The organism is Vibrio sp. 10N.237.312.B06 (genome assembly GCF_041464685.1).
GTDB classification, from domain to species: Bacteria; Pseudomonadota; Gammaproteobacteria; order Enterobacterales; family Vibrionaceae; genus Vibrio; species Vibrio tasmaniensis_A.
In genome coordinates, this window is the sequence record NZ_JBFSPI010000035.1 from 1 (window position 1) to 18,865 (window position 18,865).

Consider the following 18,865-nt stretch of genomic DNA (forward strand, 5'->3'; position numbering starts at 1 on the left):
GCCGTGTCACCATCGAGTCCCGCCATGGTGGTGAACTCTTCAGTGCGTGTGTAGTATTGCCATTGCTCTTTCGCCTCGGCAATATCTTCCGGTTGGTAAGCGGTCATTAGGCGTTGGACGTCTGGTTGGTTTAATCCTATGTCTTTTTCCAAGTAATTCTGGAAGCCTTGAATCGCGTTGGCCGTAAAGCTGGCACTGCCAGAGTCGAGGCGCGTTTGAGTTGTTGATGATGGGCATCACCGGACAGGGATTGGTCGAGTGTTTTTAGAAACGAATGGCTTTGAGCTTATGATTAAAAATGTCCTCGTTGCTTATTGCGCTGGACAGTTATCCATCGTATTCGTATTTTCCCGCGTCGGCTGATTTCAAGGCGATTTCATGGTAAATTTGTCAGAATGATAACGTTCCTTAATGACCTTCAACTTCTATGAATGACCAACTAACCCCAATCAACAAAGACCATTTAAAAAAACTTATCCGAGCAGAACTGGAACCGACATGGTTTGATAAACAATCAGTTAGCCCTGATATGTCTTGGGTGACTCCTGCTGTGTTTGAAATATTGTTTACTGAGTTGATAACTCATACGCGCGGTAATCAGTCTAAGGCTGCTAGGGTTTTAGGGATTAACAGAGGTAATTTCACCAAAAAGTTAAATCAGATCACAACTCGTGAATTTGGATAGGATGAGAGCTTATAAGTAGGTATCCGCCTATTGGTACCCTAACGAGGGTGCAGAGATTAACCAACCCCCATGACCTCTCAAGAAATCAATGGCAGTTGCTCTAATTTTCGCTTCAAGGAGCACTGGCGGTAATCTACTCCAATTGCAAAGTAACCATCATTGGGCTCTTTTAGAAGTCAACGAATATACCCGCCTATTTTAGTGTCGCGATAAGTTTTATAATTGGCGCTTTTTACTTCAATTTGAAAACAATTATCGGCATTTTTAGGTGATTTCGATCTATTTGGTACCATGAGCATAAACTCAACCGACGAAGGTTTTAGACAGGTTACGCCCCAACTTTGTGGATAACTGCTTTAATTTGTTATAAAAAAATAATGTTAGGTTGGAATTTAACGAAGCAAGCAAAACGGAAGGCCAAATTAACCATGGAAAAGATAATTCACTACGATATTCTCAAGGTTAAAGTTAGAAGCGATAAAGAAAGCACTCGACTGACCAGCCAATGGGATCAGGTTCTACAAATCTGTCGTGACAAACCACTCGGAGAGATCGCGAGAGCAAGATTAGCGTTTAACCTTGTCGATTACATCACAAGTGAAGATCTACCTTTTCGCTTATTCATCACACGCGCACCACAAGCTATGGCCACCATAGGCGAGGAAACACGAGTGTATAAAGAGCATCGAGTTATTAATGGTAAACAAAGCGGAATGATTTACGCCAAAAGCGAACAAATGTTACCAAGAGAAATCCACTATACGAATGAGTTTGTGGCAACCCGCTACGTTGCTGGGACAAAAACACCACTCTCTGCCACCTCCCTCGTTGATTGCCTCAAGGCTGGAGATGTCATAACACCACTCGATGGCATCTTGTTTTTAGGCTGTAAACGAATCGCCAGTGATATAGCACGTCTTAAAAAAATCGAACCCACCATGAACATCGAAATGAAACGTATCGAAGTATCAGACAACTTCACAGGCACAACAAGAAAGATGGCAAGTTACGAATGAATAACGAGGCGTAAACGATTGCCGCATGCTTTAACATGACAGATATAACTGAAACTAATCTTCGGACAATTCCGAGTTATGAATCATAGAACACTCTGACCTTTCGAATTACTTCTAATATTATAATCATTCAGCTAGCCTACATCTGGCTGACCAATTCCTCTCATACACTACATATTGAAGTACTATGATTAAAGATAGTTAAGCATGCGTTGATAGACCTTGAACTAGGCCGCCTACGAGCACTAAGTCCAACGATAATGTGACACTCTCTTTCTTTCGAATATTTCGAATGTTGACTTTTTTCGAATATTTCGGATAATGTCATGGTGAGAAGATTTGTATACCATGACATCAGAAACTAAAAACTAGAGAGAAACACGATGAATACTGCTACAAAATTGCCAAGCGCTGAAGAAATGGCACTGGCTAAGCTTGGTAGCCAAGAGTTGTCAGCCGTTATAGAAATTAATGGTGAAGCTCAAAGGATTAACGTTGTCGATAAGTCTGGTAAGACTCACGAAGTAACTATTCCAGCAAGCGCATTAAATATGATGATCGAGATGCTTACTCAATTAGGTCAAGGCAACTCTGTTAGCATCACACCTATTCATGCGGAACTCACAACGCAAGAAGGTGCTGAGATGCTAAACATGTCTCGTCCTACTTTCATTAAGCTTCTTGATTCAGGTGATATTCCGTTTAGCCGTACTGGCAACCGTAGAAAGGTAGCTTATACTGATCTTATGGAGTACAAGAACTGCCTAGAAGAGAACAGACTAGCTGCTCTTGCTGAACTATCTGCATTAGACCAAGAAATGGATATGGGATATTAATGGCGTCATATACGGTAATTCTAGACGCATGTGTAATGTACCCAGCTCCACTCCGAAGCTACCTAATGTACTTGGCCAATACTGGCCTGTTTAGAGCGCGATGGACAGAACAGATACATGATGAATGGACTCGAAATCTACTGAAAAATAGGCCAGAGCTAAATGCAGAACAACTGCAAAGAACTCGACAGTTAATGAACGCAAATGTTCCAGACTGCTTGATTGAAGGGTATGAGTCTTTAATTGATGGCCTTACTTTACCCGATGTTGATGATAGACATGTTGTAGCTGCCGCCATTAAAGGTCAGGCTGAGTCTATCATTACGTTCAACCTAAAAGACTTTCCTTCTTGCGAACTCGAGCCTTTAGGTCTAACAGCAATACATCCAGACGAGTTCCTGTGCGATATGTTCGAATTGGACAGTAGCGCATGCGTTAAGGCTGCTCAGCAACAAAGAGCTTCATTAAAAAGGCCACCAATGAGCCAAGATGAGTTCTTAGCTTGCTTACAAAAGCAGAGACTCCCAAGCTTCATCTCACACTTAAAGAGCTTCAAATTGATGCTTTAACTTTGAATTAGTAGATTTTAAACTAGGCCGCTGATTGCGGCCTTTTTGTATACACTCATTCGCGTCTGAAATGTGTTTACTATTTAGCTGTACTCTCCCCGATATTTAAGAGAGCATCATTCGATGTTCTCTTATCTTTTTAACACTTTTGGCATATAAGAAAAAGTACGGTGATTTCAGTAGCGTGATCTGCTACTGAGTAATTACGTTAACGCAGAAAAGGGCACTTTCGAGTTAGAAAGTGCCATAGGTAAAAATTCAGCCTGTGAAGGTTTTGGACAATTATGTGTCAGTGCTTTTGCTAAATTAGCAAACCATCAATAACTACAGGTATGGTAAATTGTTAACTTCGTTCCCATTTTAAATGTCTATAGACAAGAGTTATTAAGCGCGCACTCCTACCTCCTATTCAAATACACTTACTTGCTCTTGCAAGCATGCCCATAACGAAATATAGTAAACTAGTTTACTAACTTGCAATCGAGATGGAACAGAATGATTTTTGAAGAACGTATTTGCATTGAAGCCTCACCTCAAGACATATATTCGTTATATACCGATGTCGAAAATTGGAGTCAATGGGATGAAGAAGTTGACTACTCTCATCTCATGGGAGAATTCAAGATCGGTACTAAAGGTATTCTGAAGCCGAGTAATGGACCTAAATCACAGATTGTAATTGCAGATGCTATACCAAATAAGCACTTTACAGTAACAAGTAAACTACCATTCTGCGTTCTATCATTTGAGCATCATTTGCAGGTCAATGGAAAAGCAACTCAAGTAACTCATAGAGTTAAGTTTTCAGGTTTAACTAGTTTTTTGTTTGGGAAAATCATTGGAAAGAAAATCTATAAAGGTCTACCGTCTACTCTTGAAGGACTAAAAAAAAGGGCTGAACACAATGTTTAAGCACGAACTCCCTTCGAACAGCGTAGGTCTACAGCTCTGGGTTGTTTACAATAAATGGCATTCAGAGGTAATGAAGCACCTCAAGCCTCTAAATATTAATCATACTCAGTTCGTTATACTCGCCTCCATACTATGGTGTAACAAAAATAAAAACGAAACAACACAAGCAGAAATAGTCAATATCACTGGCTTGGATAAGATGACACTATCCAAGTCGATGAAGGCTCTAGTCGCTAATGAGATCATAATTAAAGATAAAGACGTTAGAGATACACGTAGTTTTTCGCTCAAACTCTCGAAAACTGGAGAATCTCTAACGAAAAAAGCCATCGCTCAGGTAGAAGAGTTAGACCAGTTATACTTCGAGAGCCTACAAGACCAGAGAGCAATATTCACTTCTCTGCTACTAGGCCTTAAAAATAGTTAAGCGAAAGTAAGGCAAGTTGCAGAATTTTAAACTGAGTTCAATCCCTCTCTGGCTGAATTTGAGTCATTTTCGAGCTAGGAAATACCATGCGTTAAAAATCAGACTGTGAAGATTTTGGACATTTCTGTGTCAGTGGTTTTGCTAAATTAGCAATTTATGAATAACTACAGGGGCTCTTCTCCGCTTAGATGAGCTTGATTTCTGGGTAAATGGTAGAGTGAGTTTCTAGGATTGAGGTTTGTCTAATCTTCAATTTAAAGTAATCAGTATCCCTTACTCCTCGGGCTCGCCGTCTAAGAAGGCCTATCGATACATTCCCAGCTTCAACTCGGGCATTCGTTAGCCTATATTTTGCATAATTGCAGATCCCAACTCTTCTCTCCCAAAGCGCATCTGCAAAGTTGATGAGAGATAAGATCCTTGTATTTTTAGCAAGCTGGCACCACGCATCAAGCGCTGCGATCATCAAGTCAAAATTACGTTCATTCCATAAGGCTTGAAGCTGCTCTTTGAGCATATAAATAGTACAAAGTGTCTTATTGCTTTCAAGTAAATCATCCAGCCTATCTGACTGCTTATCGCTTAATTTCGGCGCATTTTTGAGGAGTAAAAATAGCGTCCCCTTAAGCATTTTTTTCTCGTCATGCGTTCCTCTCCTAAACGCTTTATTACGCTCTTTCCTTATCAGAAGAGAGTAGTTCTGCATAACGTGAAACCGGTCAAAAACGATGTCTGCATTCGGAAGAGCCTTTCTCACCGCTGATTGGTAAGATTGACCCATATCCATTGATACCGCTTGGATGCCGTCTCTCGTTTGTGGTGATAATTGTTCAAAAAAGTTGATGAGTACGTTTGAAGTCCGTCCATGATCAACCCAGATAAGTTGTCCTGAAACCAGATCATAAACAACGGTCATATAGTCATGGCCTTTAGCCCTGGCGACTTCATCAACGCCAATATGAACAAGGTTGGTCAACCTCTTAGGCTCTAAAGCGGGCAAGGTAGATAACAGAAATGCTTTATCGATATTTTTCACGGTTTCCCAGCGAATGTCTAAATGCTTAGACACTGCATGGATGCTCATATAGCGGCATAGTCCACTAATAAAGTGACAGAATCTCTTGGTATAGCGACCACCCTTATCAACAAAATCAGTGGCTTCAATCAATCTTCGGCCGAGCTTATCTCTCGTCTGAGCCAGTTCAATTTCTATTACGCAAGGGCGACCACTTACAGGTAAATCTGACAGGCGACGTTGAACATAGTGGTCGACGGTACGCGGTGCTCCAGTCTCAGGGTCAACGACTTTACAGCGTCTGTCTCGCTTGCATTTGACGAGTACTGAATGAGAGCTTTCTTCGAGCGTTACAGACTGTACGGATTGACCTTTAAAATTAAATAGAGCGGAAGATAATAACGACAAACTACAACACTAAGATATAAGACAGGAAGTAATTATAAATCAATGCTTTATTGATTTTATTGTTAATTTATAGACTCATCTAAGCGGAGAAGAGCCGATTAGCTAATGGGGCTCTTTTAAAATCATGCCCACATTGCTCTGTTGCTAATGGCTCTGAGCATGTTTTCCATCGTCATCCTCAAAACTTTGGTCAAACACCAGCAAGAGTATCGGCTAGAAATCCTGATGGAGATCAAAGTTACTGTATAGATTGTAGAGCATTAGATAAAGGTGAGCCTTCTAAAGTATCTGATCGTGGGAATGTGTGTAGTTCATTTTGAGTGTATTCAATTGTGACGCGGTTGAGTGGCTTTCATCGCTAGATAGTGAAAGTGTAGATTTGCTTATTACAGATCCACCTTATGAGTCTTTAGAGAAGCATAGGAAAGTGGGTACGACAACTAGATTGAAAGTAAGTAAATCTTCAAGTAATACTTGGTTTGAAATTTTCCCGAACTCAAGATTTGAAAGTTTACTGGTTGAGATATATAGAGTGTTGAAAAATAACACTCACTTTTATCTTTTTTGCGATCAAGAAACGATGTTTTTTATCAAGCCGATAGCTGAAAAGGTAGGCTTTAAGTTTTGGAAGCCTATTGTTTGGGATAAGGTCTGTATTGGGATGGGATACCATTATAGGTCTAGGCATGAATACATACTCTTTTTTGAAAAGGGTAAAAGGAAAATCAATGATTTAAGCATTCCTGATATATTGGAACATAAGCGTGTCTTTAGAGGTTACCCAACTGAAAAACCAGTTCCATTATTAGAAGTTTTAATAAATCAAAGCTCTCAACAAAATGAGTTAGTTGTTGACCCTTTTTTTGGATCAGGGTCAACTTTACTGGCAGCTCTAAATCTGAAAAGGAAGTATCTAGGGTGTGATATATCGTCTTATGCTCATGATCTATTTCTAGAACGAATAAAAGTTGGTAATCATAGTGTTTAAAGGCTTTTTTTATGATTTGCATGGTCACGAAATCAAGACACTGACTCCCATTACCTTGCTTTCAGATTTGGAGTCATCCATTGTCGATGTTTCACTAAACCTTGGTTTAGAGCCTATGATTGTTAGTTACCAAAGAACATGGGCTTTGTTTGAGGTTAATTCTCAAATTAGGCTTCTTGTTGCTACTGACAAGTTAACGTAACGTCACTTTGTGCGTACTCAGATTTAGACACAAGAACGGCTCCCGATTGGGAGCCGTTCTTTATTGTGGGGGGGATGAAATTGAACATAATAGGAATAATAAAGACCGATTTCTAAAGCCACGTGTGGCGAATCCCTCTTGAATGCATCTTATTAGGCGATGACCACGCGCGATACGGTACACGTTTCTACCCACGGCTCAATATCAAATTCTTCTCTAGGGTCCAACACTTCAATTTTACTATTAGCCCATAGGCTCTTGGCACTTTCAACCTGCGGATAGGGATCAATTAGAAGAACGTTTTTGATGTTTGAACCAAACGTTTTAAGATACTCCAATAGTGCTTGGTCATAAGGGTTAAACGCAAAACCAAAAATAATAATGCTTTGCGATTGAGATAGTATATTTCCCCCCAGATCCCAAACTTCTTTTAGTTCAGATGGAGGCTCTTTTTCAGGAGCCGGAGGGACAATTAGTGCGTTACCCGCCTTTCCTGGCTTACCGCTAGTATATTTAGTGTCTTTATCCCACGAAAGTGAGCCATGGAGCTTAACCAATGGGGTGTCACCAGTAACTCTTAAATGCGCATTTTGCCATGGAAACTGTGGGTTGATTCCTCGACCTCTTAGTTGCTCCCCAACCATGCCATAATTAAAGCCCGATGTTCCAAGTGCACATTCGACAATCGTGTCATAGTTACATGTAATAATGCCCTTTAGACCAAAAACTTTCAGTTTTTCAAAGAATTGCTTTAGAAAAACAATTTTTTCATTTTCTCTAACAACACGCTCATCAAACATTGCTGCTGAATATGACCCACTAATTCTAGTCATAAATGGTTCTGTAAGGCGTCGATTCACATACCAGATAACTCGACTTTCCCTGTGGCTAGATTTTTCAACGCACCAATGAACAAACTTTTCTGGAGTGCAATCGGGGTTGCTTTCCCTCCACAGACCCCAGTCTTTTTTGATAAGCTCAAGTTTTTTCTCTTCGACGTCAGAGGTGGTGCCTATATCAAAATCAAACAGATTATTAACTAACGGTAGGTCAAATGCCCATTTCGAAAAGCCCGCACCTAGAAATAAAGTTACCAATGAATCCTCCTCATATCGCCTAACGCTTTCTATACGGCGAGAGGCCGTATTTAGACATTGATTTATGCTTAATTTTTCATTACCAATTATAAATTCAAAGACTTAAAACGATTTTTTGAATGTTAGATGGCAACATGTAGCTTAATGTGAGGAATTGAATTTAACGTAATGGCACCTAAACCAATACTTTTGCTAGTGCGATGCTACTCATCGCACTAGCTCTTCACAAGTAAGTCTGCCATACCTGTAGTTATTGATGGTTTGCTAATTTAGTAAAAGCACTGACAAATAAATGTCCAGAAGCTTCATAGGCTTAATTTTTACCTGTGGCACTTTCTAGCACGAAAGTGCCCCTTTAAATACTAACGTAATGACTCAGTGACAAATCGTGACACTGAAATTACAGTACTTTTTCTCATGGTTGCGACTAGCAGCGTAGTGAAAGGAATCTCCCAAAAGTGTGCGTAGACGATGTTCTCAGCTTGTAATTTTCGTATGCATCATTGTGTTTCTCGTTGGCAGTAATATCTCGCAACTGGCCAAATTGCGTGCACTTATTGATGACTGCGAGGATATCTGGACTAAATAGTACAGTAGCCCCAGTAATTAACCTCACTGCTATTTGTCTTTTTTGAATAGTTTGTTTTTTAACCAAACCACAGGCAAGAATATAAGAAACCATAGCTTTTTCCCGAAGGCGAGTAAGAGAGCTCCAATAGCTAATCCACCTTTACCTGCAACCTTTCCTGTGATCAATTTGTACATCAAAGCACCAGCTCCAAAAGCTGCAACCGTATCAGTCTCTGGAACAAAGTCTTTATAGGTATGGCCTTTTTCATACTTTAGCTGTTCTAGAGTCGGCGCTAAGTTATCTTCCGCTGATATAAATTGCTCTTGAGATCCTACCCAAGTGATTTGACTATAACCTTCTCTAGATAATTTCAATGCTCTTGCATTAACTATTTTCTCATTCTCACTACTGTGCGCCCTTATAGCATAATACATCGTTGCTTCTTTCTTGTTTAATGTTGGTTTCTCTGCCCATCCATCAATAAAGAGAAGTGCGCCTTTCCTATGCTTATTATCATCCTCTGTACTATCGATAAGCTCTTGAAGTAAATCATTGCTATCAATACTTTCTTCCCAATCATCCATTTTTATAAAGCCAGGTCTGCTTTCTGTTATAATAAACCTGCTTAAATCTTGGTTTAAAAGAACTGCATTTGGAGAGCTAGGAACTCCATTAATTTCTTCTTCTAAAATTGCTGCGTCATCACCTCTAACCAAAGACTGCTCAGTCATAACTAGGATCGTTGCGTCTTGATTTGGTACGTCATATATACCTTCATATTCCCAGTTAAGGTTATCGAGTGGATTGGCAAATACCGAGCTTGCGATTAGCACTAATCCAATGGCCATGTATTTCATTTTTTTTTCACTTAAATGCATATTATTTTTGTGCAATTTACCAGCTAAATACTTTAGTTATGTTGATAAAGATCTAAATGTAAGATATTGATATATATGTCAATTGTTTATGATTGGTAGGCTATGCCGACATAGAGCCAGAAAGATTTAGTACAGTATTTATCTACCTTGAGCAATAACTGGAAGTATTTTAAAACTAATACTTGAACTTGCTGTTAAGTATTCACATCAGAGACTAAGGGGCATAAGCGATTCAGGGGGAGTTGAATGTTCGGCAAATAAAATTGCATCAAGTGAACCCGACACAATGAACTGAAAATAGAAGAAACTGCCTAGTTCTTATCAAAATCGCCACCTGTAGCAACAGTGCCTTTCCGCATTTTGAGATACTAAAAGTTATTCAGGCGCGGCTAAATTGGGAGAGTCATTGACACGTCTTTGTCCAGAGGCTTCATAGACCTGAATTTTGACTCGTGGCACTTTCTAACTCAAAAGTGTCTTATTGGCTTCATGAGGTGCATAGTTAAGCACAATACTTTCTGAAATTAACGTTACCATAAGGTATAAAATTCCTGCTATGGCATCTCGTTTAGTGCGTTAATCTGGTGTTTCAAACCATCTATAAAAACATCAACATACCTATTAAAACTCTCATCCATCGGTTTGTCATAGCCATTTTGCCAGCGTAAAATGAAAGAAGCATTCATCATTTGAGGTAGAAAACGAGTTAAGTTTGGATACTCACTATTTTCTACCTTCTTAGCCTCCCCTCTTAACTTAGCTTCCCATTCATCCGCATTATCTAGCGGTAAATGACCGAACTCCATGGTTACGAAACCACACATTGATGCAATTACTGTGTTGTACATAGGGACTATATGAGACGGCGGACAATTTGCATCCAAAAGAGCAGCTATAATTCCATCTAGCAATCTAGGATCTTGATACGCATTTGCCAGAAGTCGCCCTCCTATCAAATCTGCGATGTGGGGATGGTGTTTTACTGCACCTCTGTAGTTTTGGAATAACAGGGTCAACCAGACGTGCCAATCCAGGTTACCGTAGTTAGGTGTGACACTAGACATCACTGTATTTGCAATTTCACCTAACAGTGTGTTTTTGTTTTTAAAATACCAATAGATAGCTGTTGGATAGGTATCTAACCGTTTAGCTACGTCTCGAATACTAAACGTATCGATTCCTTTCTCCGCAATAAGATTCAGTGCTACCTCGATTATAATTTCCTTAGAGAGAGGTGTTGTATTTGCTTTTCTTTTCATAAAGGTACCGCTATCTATAAAGTACTTGCTAAAGGGAGGTCTGCTTTTTAGACAGATTGAACGAACTTCTAATGTTAAAAGTATCGTAAACAATATTTAATTTGGTAATCAAGCGGCTACCTTTGTCGACTTCTAACACATCGACAACATTAAAAGGTGCAGGTTCACCATTGGCAAGTGTCCAGTCAAAGTAGAACCAGATAGATATCAAATCTGTACAGTCACGAGTTGATTTCCCTTCCATTACGCCCTTCAAGGTTAGCTTTGAACTGCTCGTATCTTCAAACAATTCAGGATAAAAGTCTGCTGCCTTACGTTCACCGTAAAGTGGTGAACTCACCAACGCATCTGGCGTGAAAAGCGATAGTACTTTTTCAATGTTTGCTTCTTCAAGTGCTTCAAGGTATTTGTTTGCTATCGTATTGGCATTCATGATTTTACTCTATTGTTCAGTGTGCAATTCTATATTGTACACTGAACAATAATGAGAGCAAGCTTGAGTTTGTAGCTGTTTAATAGAATGAAAGGTGCTGCATTAACAATGAATGCACTCCTGCATTAAATGCATAAATATTTCGCATCGTTGACTGTAATTGGAAGGTTTTGTCCAAAAGCTTCTCAGGTGTCGTCTACTCGACCAAAGTGTGGTAAAGCAATAACTAAATAGAGAGTTCAGACAGGATCTCTGTTTTTCATTGCAGTCATTTCAATGACTGTTTTATTGTAAACTACAATTCACTTTAAGATTTTTATAGTAAAATAGTTTTTACTATAATTATTTCTAACCTATTACTTTGACATTTAAATTTTGGTAAATTAATATTTACCTTATTGTATTTACGGTAAAGGTTAATTTACTATGGGAAGAGGTAACATTCAGGTTAGCACTGTTGCTAGTGCCGCACTAACTCATTTTGCCACGATGCTTACAATCCAGCGTAAGGAAAAGAAAATCACTGTAGAAGAGACTTGTTCCCGAGTTGGGGTATCTAAGCCCACTATGATAAAGATTCTTAAAGGTGATCCGTCTGTAAGTATCGGACTCTACTTCGAAACTGCTTGGGTATTAGGTGTTCCTTTATTTGAACCCGATGAAAACCAGTTTGCTATTAAACGTAAAACAAATGCGAAAATTGAGGCATTACTGCCTAATCGAGTAAGAAGGAAAAAGGTAATTTTAGATGATGACTTCTAGTAATCAATGCTTCGTTTGGAAATGGCTTAAAGGACAATCAGAGCCTGTGGTAGCAGGTAGACTCACTATTGATGAAACTGGCCAACATTTTACGTACGGTCAGTCTTACTTGAAACGTTCAGATGCAGAACCAATTTACTCAAATGAATTACCGCTTTCTGCTGGTACTAAGGAACCAGTTCAAGGTATGCCTATATTCTCTTGCTTGCGTGATGCAGCTCCAGATGCTTGGGGACGTAGGGTCATTAATTCTCGGTTGATGGGCAAAGACTACGATGCTGAGTTAGGCGAAATGACGTATTTGATGCATTCCGCTTCAGATCGGATCGGTTCTCTCGATTTTCAAGAATCGGCCACTGAGTATTTTGATCGTTCTACTGATGCGGCAACTCTTGAAGAATTATACAATGCGTCTGAAATCGTCGGTCAAGGTAAGGAAATCTCTTCGGATTTGGATAGAGCACTTATGCATGGTACATCCCTCGGAGGTGCTCGCCCGAAAGCGATGATCACTGGTAATGAAGCTAAGTATATTGCTAAGTTTTCAGCATCAAATGATACTTACGAAGTTGTACAATCAGAATACGTAGCAATGAGGCTTGCCAAGTTAGCAGGACTCAATGTTGCCGAAGTTATTTTTGAAAAAGTATTAGGAAAAGATGTTCTTCTTGTAAGACGCTTTGATAGAGCGTTAGTTGGTGACGTTTGGTGTCGTCGCTCAATGGTGTCCGGGCTGACAGTTTTAGGCTTAGATGAAACATGGGCTAGAGAGGCATCTTACGCAGACCTAGTGAACAATATGAAGCAGTATTGCATCGATTTTACCTCTGATAGCCAAGAGCTATTTGCACGGATGGTATTTAATGTACTGATCGGTAATACGGATGACCATGCTCGAAATCATGCTTTCTTTGTAGAAGGGGAGAAAATATCCCTGTCACCGGCTTATGATATTTGTCCACAAAACCGTACAGGTGGGGAGGCGAGTCATGGAATGAAGATCTTCGAAAATCTTAATTTATCTCTGTTATCACTTTGTATGCAAGCAGCACCAAGTTTCAATATTAAGGCTGAAAAAGCAGAAGAAATTATTAGGTTTCAAATTTCTACGATTACCCAAGAGTTTGAATCCGTGTGTAACGAAGTAGATGTCCCTGAAGTTACGCGAAAGTTACTTTTCAAACGTGTGATATTGAATAACTACATATTCAATGAAATGGAACATTTAAAGCCGCAAGATGGTCATTAAGTAGAATACATGGAATATCTAAATAAACAATGTCCGTACGACATGATGGGTTTTGTCGCAAAGTTTTGCGTTGTCGGTTAAGATTTACTCAATCTTTACCTAATACTCTGAATCTCAATGTTTAAAGGTTGCCACTTCCCCTCTGAAGTTATTCTCGAAACCGTACGTTATTATCTCGCCTATAAACTCAGTTATCGTGAAATTGAAGAGATACAATTGGAGCGCGGAGTCGTTGTGGATCAGGCCACTATTAATCGTTGGGTTATCAAATTTACGCCAGTATTAGAGCACAGAGCGAGGTGTAGAAATAAGCCCGTATCTGGCTCGTGGCGAATGGGTGAAACCTACATCAAAGTCTTTGCGCTCAAAAACATAGCGTCTGGAGCGCTTTATCTTTTGATAAACGCGATCAACTGCTGTCATTTGAACCTCCTAACTTTCATACGTGTTCGTAATATAACGCAACCTTATTATGACAGGAAGAAATACGGCAAACTCAAAGGGGATAATACGGCAAAAATAACGAATAAATATTATTAACCTATTGTTTTATAATAATCATTTCAAGGTCATTAAAAATGACCTTTCTAAAATCAACACTCCAACCTTACTATGAGTCTATCCCCTCAGAGATGTTCAGAGCCTCCTCAATTTCTACGCCTAAATAGCAAATGGTATTATCCAACTTAACATGGCCAAGTAATAGTTGCACAGCGCGAATGTTTTTGGTTCTCGCCTAAATTAACGTCACCTTGGTACGGCGCATCGAGTGGGTACCATAGAGATAGGGATCGTAGCCGAGTTCCGTTACCCAGCGGAAAATGATGGTGGCGTAGCTGCTACAACTAATTGCTTTACCCTGCCTTCGAGGACTTGGGAAAATAGAGTCTGGTGCAGAGAGTTGGCTGTGCAGTGCGTGAAGTGAGCTCAAACTGTACCCCTCTGGCTGTAAAGCACGCGATCTTGAATCGCACCACCAGAAGAGATATCCCTCACTTTCATTCTAAGTAAGTCACAAGAACGTAACTTGCAATCGATAGCGAGATTGAGCAAGGTCGATTTCAAGCCTAGTGCGAATTCGCCAGATATCTTCAAGCTTGAAGGACTTTTTCTGCCCTGTTAGATGACCTTTCTTCGTCCACATAATTGACCTCCAATCTAAACCAGCTCATCTGCATACGCAGGTAATTATATAAAAAGTACTGCATTTAACTCTCAAGGAACCACTATGCCTAGACCTAAACGCGCGTCCGGCAACCACTTTACCCGTGGCGGACAAATTACTTTTCACTCCATTCGGATGTTCTTTCAAGTCAACAACACCTTAGTCTACGCCGCCATTTGGTCGGTGATAGCACTCACTGGTGTTCTAACCTGGCTACGCGCTCCTGATAACGCCTTTTGGTCTGTGTTCTACTACTGGCGCAATCATATCTATGCCAGCTTTGGGCACGATCTTAACAGCGAAGTCACGACGTTCTGGAGCGGGAAACGCTACGTTGGTACGCTCGCCTCCCAACTGGAAAACACCCAACTCATCGACCTCTACGATAACGTGATACACCAAATACAAATCAACTTCTTAATTGCCATCGGTATTGCCTTCGCTATTTTGATGCTCGCCATGAGTTTCTTTAAACGACAAGGCGAAAAGCAAAGTGAAGATTTCCACGTTCGAGGCTTTCAATACGCCGAACCCAAAGTGCTCACAAATGATTTGAAAAAACGGGCAAAGAAACTCAAGAAACAGGGTGTAGGCAACGGACGAATTTCTGATTTCAAAGTGGATGGGCTGGCCTTATTTAAACGTGAGTTTGAAGTGCAGCACATGCTGATTGACGGCACCACAGGGGCCGGTAAATCCGTCATGCTGCGGAAACTGCTGCGCTGGATACGCAAACGTGGGGATAAAGCGATTATTTATGATAAAGGCTGCACCTTTACCAGTAAGTTCTTTGACCCTAGCCAAGACACCTTACTCAACCCCTTCGATGAACGCTGCGCCAATTGGGATGTCTGGTGCGATGCAAAAGAAGCCCCTGACTTTGAAAATATCGCCAGCGCCCTTATCCCGCAGCATGGCGAAGGTGACCCATTCTGGGTCGACTCCGCCCGGACTATCTTTTCAAGTGCGGCGTATCGCATGAGCCAAGATGACAAGCCCTGCTCGACCGCAAGGCTGCTTAGCCTGATACTCACGTCTGAACTTGAAACCCTGGGTAATTTCCTGCAAGGCACAGAGTCTGCTTCCCTGGTCTCGAAAGACATCAAAAAGACGGCCATCTCCATTAAGTCGGTGCTCGCTACCTACATTAAGAGCCTACGCTTTTTAGATGGCTTGGATGACAAAGACACGAAAGGAGAGCCCAAACGTAAACCGTTTTCTATCACCGATTGGGTACAAGATGACAAACAAAAAGGCTTTTTGTTTTTATCGAGTAACGCGCAGCAACACGCCTCATTGCGTCCTTTGATTTCGACGTGGCTTGCCATTGCTTCTAACGCTATCTTGGGACTCAAAGACGATGAAGACCGCCGCATCTGGGTGATTATGGATGAAATGCCAAGTCTGCATAAACTGCCTGAGCTTGACACCATCATTGCCGAAGTGCGTAAGTTTGGGGGCTGTTATGTGATTGGTCTCCAGTCTTATGCGCAGCTCGTGAAAACCTACGGAAAAAATACCGCGGACGTTATTTTTGATTTACTCAACTCTCGCTTTTACTTTCGCGCCCCATCAGCGCAGATGGCGCAAATCTCATCCAAAGATTTGGGTGAGCAAGAGGTGGATGTCTCAAGAGAGCACATTTCTTACGGTGCAAATGCACTCCGTGATGGGGTATCGATTGGCCACCAGACGGTGACACGACCGGTTATCTCTAGCAGTGAAATCCAAGCCATGGATGATTTGCAATGTTACCTTCGCGTACCAGGAAGCAGCTTTATCACTCGACTGGATTTGCACTTTGATAAGATGCGAGATGTGACACCGGCCTTTATAAAACGTGATTACACCCCATCGCCCGCCATGACCAAAGCGTATCAAAAAGCGATTTACTTTGAGTGTGTCGCCCCAGGTATGCTCCTCAACGAAGAAGAGCGTAACGCACTCACAGAAATCCAAGCCAAGCAATTTGAAACGCCGGAAGAGATGAAGCTGGAAACCGACCAAATCCAACAAGCACAACGAAGTGAGACAGTCAAAGCGTTAGCCAGCAAGGAGTCGGAAAAGCTCAAATCAGACAATGCCCCTCAAGATCGCGCGCATCAAGAGCTCGACGAGTCGGCGATATCTCAAGATATCGAGATGGAAGCGGGCGATATGGTTGAATAGCGCATCAAATAGTCGATAGCCACACAAGACAGAAATAGGTCATTGCAAACCAAATGTATTAGGTATTTTTATGTTACCGAGTTTGTCTACATTAATCTTCGAGACCTTGGTCGTCTCACTCTTATTTTTTGCACTTTGTTTTATGCAGATCACCGAGAGTCAATTTCAGTGGACGCAACTTTTCATCGCGTCCACTGGCTTTTTATCACTGTATGGTTTGAAGCGCATCGTGGTTTTTTTGTTAAAAAACGCCCCAACACTCCTCACTACATCGTACTCACCTTTGCAGTATTCGCTTTACTCCTGAGCATCAGCATGAAGTACTCGTTATTTGGTTTATTGAATTCGATAGGCCTGACTTTCATGTACTTGGCACCCAGCGTGTCAAAAAGTGCACTGACTCAATCTTAGTCATGACTAGATATTTAGTTATAGTGCACCATAACGTAAGCCCTATCATTGATGAGATTCATTAAAGGAAAATCGATGAAAAGCGTAACGCCCCATAGAGACGACACCCTAGGGCCTCATCATCTCGAATAATCACTCAACCACTCTTCCAAGCCTTGTAATGGCAAGGCTTTTTTACGTTCATTCATCAAGGAATTACCATGTCAAATAAGACCCTCTTTAATTCTGACCATCTACCGATATTAAAGAAACAATTACACACTATATTCGATCAACTTACCTTCGCTGAAATCATTCAGGGCAACGCCACCGAAAAAAACACATGGTTATCGATTTGCGCTCAAGCGGTAGGTTATGGCGACTGGGACGACTTAAAAGCGCAAGCAGTCACGCACCACGAGCCAACCCACAACATTCTATTTAACCAAGCATCCATCATTCCTTTCATCCAAAGTGTCAGAGTCAGCTTGGGGGAGCACATCGACAATATTGAAGGCTTTACCCATGTCATACTAAGAAACTTAACTACCGAAGAGTTAAACGCCATGAATGGCAATAAAGAAGAGCTTCCCCCCCTACCCAAAGCGCCAACGTCCTATACGTTAGAATTAGGACCGAATACGGCCTATGCCCGCGACCTTTTAGATTGGCTGTGGCCAAGAACAAAAAATTACCAAGTAGACCCTATCAACACTCAGTATCTAGCGCACATGAAAGAAAAGCGAATGAGCTTGAGCAAGTCTCAAGCAAAAGAGCGCGCTTTGGATGTTTACCCACACTCTGGCATGCTAATCAGAGACATCTTAGAGCAACTGATTTCAGAAAATTACCTAGAACTCAACGATGATCAAAGGTGCGTCACTTTTACTCGCAAAGGTCTTAATTATCTCAACGGAAAAATGACCCACGAATATGACGACCAATGGAAAGAATGGTTTAAGGCATTTGCAGCGCATCTCAAAAAAATCCCATACCGATACATCAAGATAGATTGGACACCCTATATCGATTTATATGCCCGGGGCATGTCACCCATTGAGGCGGCAAAAAGTCTTGAATGGTCAGAATGCTACACTCAAGCACACTCAGAGATCCAATCGGCCATTAAACACCAACTCGACATCCATCTGCCTCTATACCCCAAGGAACGATACCTGCAATTTACGCCTAGAATATTTCTGACACCTGAGCTGACCAGCAACAAGGTAACAGACATTCATTTTGAATTTATAGGACCCGACTGGGCTAAACCAAACGGCAATCCAAAAACAAAGCGCTTTTGGCCAAACAAACGCTACGTGTCTGTTTATTTAGATACCTCCCCCAAAAGTCGAGGTTGGTATGCCGTCATTCCCGATGAGGTTGATTGTTTTCAAGTGAGCTACAAATGGACAAGCCAGTCCCATTCTTTTGCAAGCGTCACCCACCATATGACTTACCAGTTAGAGCCAAATATAGAGTGTGCTCAAGATTGGCTGTATGGCAATGAGTGCATGAAGCATTCTGATTCTTCGAAACTAGCGATGGCCGCCGATGAATACAGCTTTAACCATCTAGAATGCCTGACTCATGGCAAGCATTTAACCAAGGAAGAAATTGTAGCGTTAGACCGATTTAAAGCGGGCATTACATCCATTCACATTGATGAAAATGGCGTCATCATTCACGAAGAACGAACGTTAACCGCTAGCAATTCCTTTGCTTGTGTTGGGATCATTTTGTAACCACACCTCTTTTAATTCCACTTCCCCCTTAACCTCCACTCACCGCTCAGTTTTGCTGCTAGCGGCAATTTGCGTTGCATAAGGAAAAT

General features: G+C 41.1%; 16 protein-coding genes and 3 pseudogenes. 12 read left to right on the forward strand and 7 right to left on the reverse strand.

Annotation, left to right across the window (positions count from 1 at the left end; genetic code table 11):
- Window positions 1–427 precede the first annotated feature (427 nt).
- The 6 genes from AB6C75_RS11415 (at window position 428) to AB6C75_RS11440 (ending at window position 4,445) form a co-directional block, all read left to right on the forward strand.
- On the forward strand, window positions 428–685 hold the full coding sequence (locus AB6C75_RS11415; protein WP_016800114.1) for a helix-turn-helix domain-containing protein: 258 nt from the start codon (window positions 428–430) through the stop codon (window positions 683–685).
- 428 nt (window positions 686–1,113) lie between these two features.
- On the forward strand, window positions 1,114–1,701 hold the full coding sequence (locus tag AB6C75_RS11420) for a hypothetical protein (RefSeq protein ID WP_229648121.1): 588 nt from the start codon (window positions 1,114–1,116) through the stop codon (window positions 1,699–1,701).
- Between the two features lie 383 nt (window positions 1,702–2,084).
- On the forward strand, window positions 2,085–2,537 hold the full coding sequence (locus AB6C75_RS11425; RefSeq protein WP_017098630.1) for a helix-turn-helix domain-containing protein: 453 nt from the start codon (window positions 2,085–2,087) through the stop codon (window positions 2,535–2,537).
- A complete protein-coding gene (locus AB6C75_RS11430) occupies window positions 2,537–3,106 on the forward strand; it encodes a PIN domain-containing protein (protein WP_017098631.1) in 570 nt (189 codons plus the stop codon). Before AB6C75_RS11425 ends, AB6C75_RS11430 begins: the two co-directional genes overlap by 1 nt.
- Before the next feature lie 495 nt (window positions 3,107–3,601).
- Entirely contained in the window at window positions 3,602–4,018 is a 417-nt protein-coding gene (locus AB6C75_RS11435) for an SRPBCC family protein (protein WP_280605215.1), read from the forward strand.
- On the forward strand, window positions 4,011–4,445 hold the full coding sequence (locus AB6C75_RS11440; protein ID WP_017103759.1) for a MarR family winged helix-turn-helix transcriptional regulator: 435 nt from the start codon (window positions 4,011–4,013) through the stop codon (window positions 4,443–4,445). Before AB6C75_RS11435 ends, AB6C75_RS11440 begins: the two co-directional genes overlap by 8 nt.
- 184 nt (window positions 4,446–4,629) lie before the next feature.
- On the opposite strand, the gene AB6C75_RS11445 is transcribed toward AB6C75_RS11440, so the two are convergent.
- Window positions 4,630–5,868, reverse strand: a complete 1,239-nt coding sequence (locus tag AB6C75_RS11445; RefSeq protein ID WP_372107818.1) for an ISL3 family transposase — start codon at window positions 5,866–5,868, stop codon at window positions 4,630–4,632.
- A gap of 316 nt (window positions 5,869–6,184) precedes the next feature.
- On the opposite strand from AB6C75_RS11445, the gene AB6C75_RS11450 reads away from it, so the two are divergent.
- Window positions 6,185–6,856 (forward strand): site-specific DNA-methyltransferase, encoded by a 672-nt coding sequence (locus tag AB6C75_RS11450; protein ID WP_372107819.1) that lies wholly within the window; start codon window positions 6,185–6,187, stop codon window positions 6,854–6,856.
- Between the two features lie 354 nt (window positions 6,857–7,210).
- Here AB6C75_RS11450 and AB6C75_RS11455 read toward each other — a convergent pair whose 3' ends face one another.
- The 4 genes from AB6C75_RS11455 to AB6C75_RS11470 all read right to left on the reverse strand — a co-directional run bounded on the left by AB6C75_RS11455 (window position 7,211) and on the right by AB6C75_RS11470 (window position 11,296).
- Window positions 7,211–8,155 (reverse strand): SIR2 family protein, encoded by a 945-nt coding sequence (locus tag AB6C75_RS11455; RefSeq protein ID WP_372107820.1) that lies wholly within the window; start codon window positions 8,153–8,155, stop codon window positions 7,211–7,213.
- Window positions 8,156–8,773: 618 nt separating this feature from the next.
- A complete protein-coding gene (locus AB6C75_RS11460) occupies window positions 8,774–9,583 on the reverse strand; it encodes a DUF2167 domain-containing protein (protein ID WP_102257508.1) in 810 nt (269 codons plus the stop codon).
- Between the two features lie 575 nt (window positions 9,584–10,158).
- On the reverse strand, window positions 10,159–10,863 hold the full coding sequence (locus tag AB6C75_RS11465; RefSeq protein WP_017103707.1) for a TetR/AcrR family transcriptional regulator: 705 nt from the start codon (window positions 10,861–10,863) through the stop codon (window positions 10,159–10,161).
- 28 nt (window positions 10,864–10,891) lie between these two features.
- Window positions 10,892–11,296, reverse strand: coding sequence for a nuclear transport factor 2 family protein (locus AB6C75_RS11470; RefSeq protein ID WP_017100096.1), 405 nt, complete (start codon window positions 11,294–11,296; stop codon window positions 10,892–10,894).
- 426 nt (window positions 11,297–11,722) lie between these two features.
- On the opposite strand from AB6C75_RS11470, the gene AB6C75_RS11475 reads away from it, so the two are divergent.
- The 3 genes and pseudogenes from AB6C75_RS11475 to AB6C75_RS11485 all read left to right on the forward strand — a co-directional run.
- Complete coding sequence (locus AB6C75_RS11475) at window positions 11,723–12,058, forward strand: helix-turn-helix transcriptional regulator (protein WP_017100095.1); 336 nt, start codon at window positions 11,723–11,725, stop codon at window positions 12,056–12,058.
- Entirely contained in the window at window positions 12,045–13,307 is a 1,263-nt protein-coding gene (locus AB6C75_RS11480) for a type II toxin-antitoxin system HipA family toxin (protein ID WP_017100094.1), read from the forward strand. Before AB6C75_RS11475 ends, AB6C75_RS11480 begins: the two co-directional genes overlap by 14 nt.
- A 117-nt stretch (window positions 13,308–13,424) precedes the next feature.
- Window positions 13,425–13,664: pseudogene (locus AB6C75_RS11485) on the forward strand (IS6 family transposase); the annotation flags it as partial.
- Here the strand turns inward: AB6C75_RS11485 and AB6C75_RS11490 are convergent.
- Window positions 13,656–13,730, reverse strand: a pseudogene (locus AB6C75_RS11490) (S-adenosylhomocysteine hydrolase); the annotation flags it as partial. The pseudogenes AB6C75_RS11485 and AB6C75_RS11490 sit on opposite strands and share 9 nt — an antisense overlap.
- Window positions 13,731–13,917: 187 nt before the next feature.
- Window positions 13,918–14,451 (reverse strand): annotated as a pseudogene (locus tag AB6C75_RS11495) (integrase).
- 84 nt (window positions 14,452–14,535) lie between these two features.
- Between AB6C75_RS11495 and traD the strand changes: the two are divergent.
- Window positions 14,536–16,641 (forward strand): type IV conjugative transfer system coupling protein TraD, encoded by a 2,106-nt coding sequence (gene traD / locus AB6C75_RS11500; protein WP_102258447.1) that lies wholly within the window; start codon window positions 14,536–14,538, stop codon window positions 16,639–16,641.
- Between the two features lie 611 nt (window positions 16,642–17,252).
- On the forward strand, window positions 17,253–18,776 hold the full coding sequence (locus tag AB6C75_RS11505; RefSeq protein WP_102258448.1) for a hypothetical protein: 1,524 nt from the start codon (window positions 17,253–17,255) through the stop codon (window positions 18,774–18,776).
- The last annotated feature ends 89 nt before the right edge of the window (window positions 18,777–18,865 follow it).

Excerpts from the sequence above, each read along its gene's own strand:
- AB6C75_RS11415 (WP_016800114.1), top strand. The coding sequence starts at position 428 with ATGAATGACCAACTAACCCCAATCAACAAAGACCATTTAAAAAAACTT.
- AB6C75_RS11420 (WP_229648121.1), top strand. The coding sequence starts at position 1,114 with ATGGAAAAGATAATTCACTACGATATTCTCAAGGTTAAAGTTAGAAGC.
- AB6C75_RS11425 (WP_017098630.1), top strand. The coding sequence starts at position 2,085 with ATGAATACTGCTACAAAATTGCCAAGCGCTGAAGAAATGGCACTGGCT.
- AB6C75_RS11430 (WP_017098631.1), top strand. The coding sequence starts at position 2,537 with ATGGCGTCATATACGGTAATTCTAGACGCATGTGTAATGTACCCAGCT.
- AB6C75_RS11435 (WP_280605215.1), top strand. The coding sequence starts at position 3,602 with ATGATTTTTGAAGAACGTATTTGCATTGAAGCCTCACCTCAAGACATA.
- AB6C75_RS11440 (WP_017103759.1), top strand. The coding sequence starts at position 4,011 with ATGTTTAAGCACGAACTCCCTTCGAACAGCGTAGGTCTACAGCTCTGG.
- AB6C75_RS11460 (WP_102257508.1), bottom strand. The coding sequence starts at position 9,583 with ATGAAATACATGGCCATTGGATTAGTGCTAATCGCAAGCTCGGTATTT.
- AB6C75_RS11465 (WP_017103707.1), bottom strand. The coding sequence starts at position 10,863 with ATGAAAAGAAAAGCAAATACAACACCTCTCTCTAAGGAAATTATAATC.
- AB6C75_RS11470 (WP_017100096.1), bottom strand. The coding sequence starts at position 11,296 with ATGAATGCCAATACGATAGCAAACAAATACCTTGAAGCACTTGAAGAA.
- AB6C75_RS11475 (WP_017100095.1), top strand. The coding sequence starts at position 11,723 with ATGGGAAGAGGTAACATTCAGGTTAGCACTGTTGCTAGTGCCGCACTA.
- AB6C75_RS11480 (WP_017100094.1), top strand. The coding sequence starts at position 12,045 with ATGATGACTTCTAGTAATCAATGCTTCGTTTGGAAATGGCTTAAAGGA.
- traD (WP_102258447.1), top strand. The coding sequence starts at position 14,536 with ATGCCTAGACCTAAACGCGCGTCCGGCAACCACTTTACCCGTGGCGGA.
- AB6C75_RS11505 (WP_102258448.1), top strand. The coding sequence starts at position 17,253 with ATGTCAAATAAGACCCTCTTTAATTCTGACCATCTACCGATATTAAAG.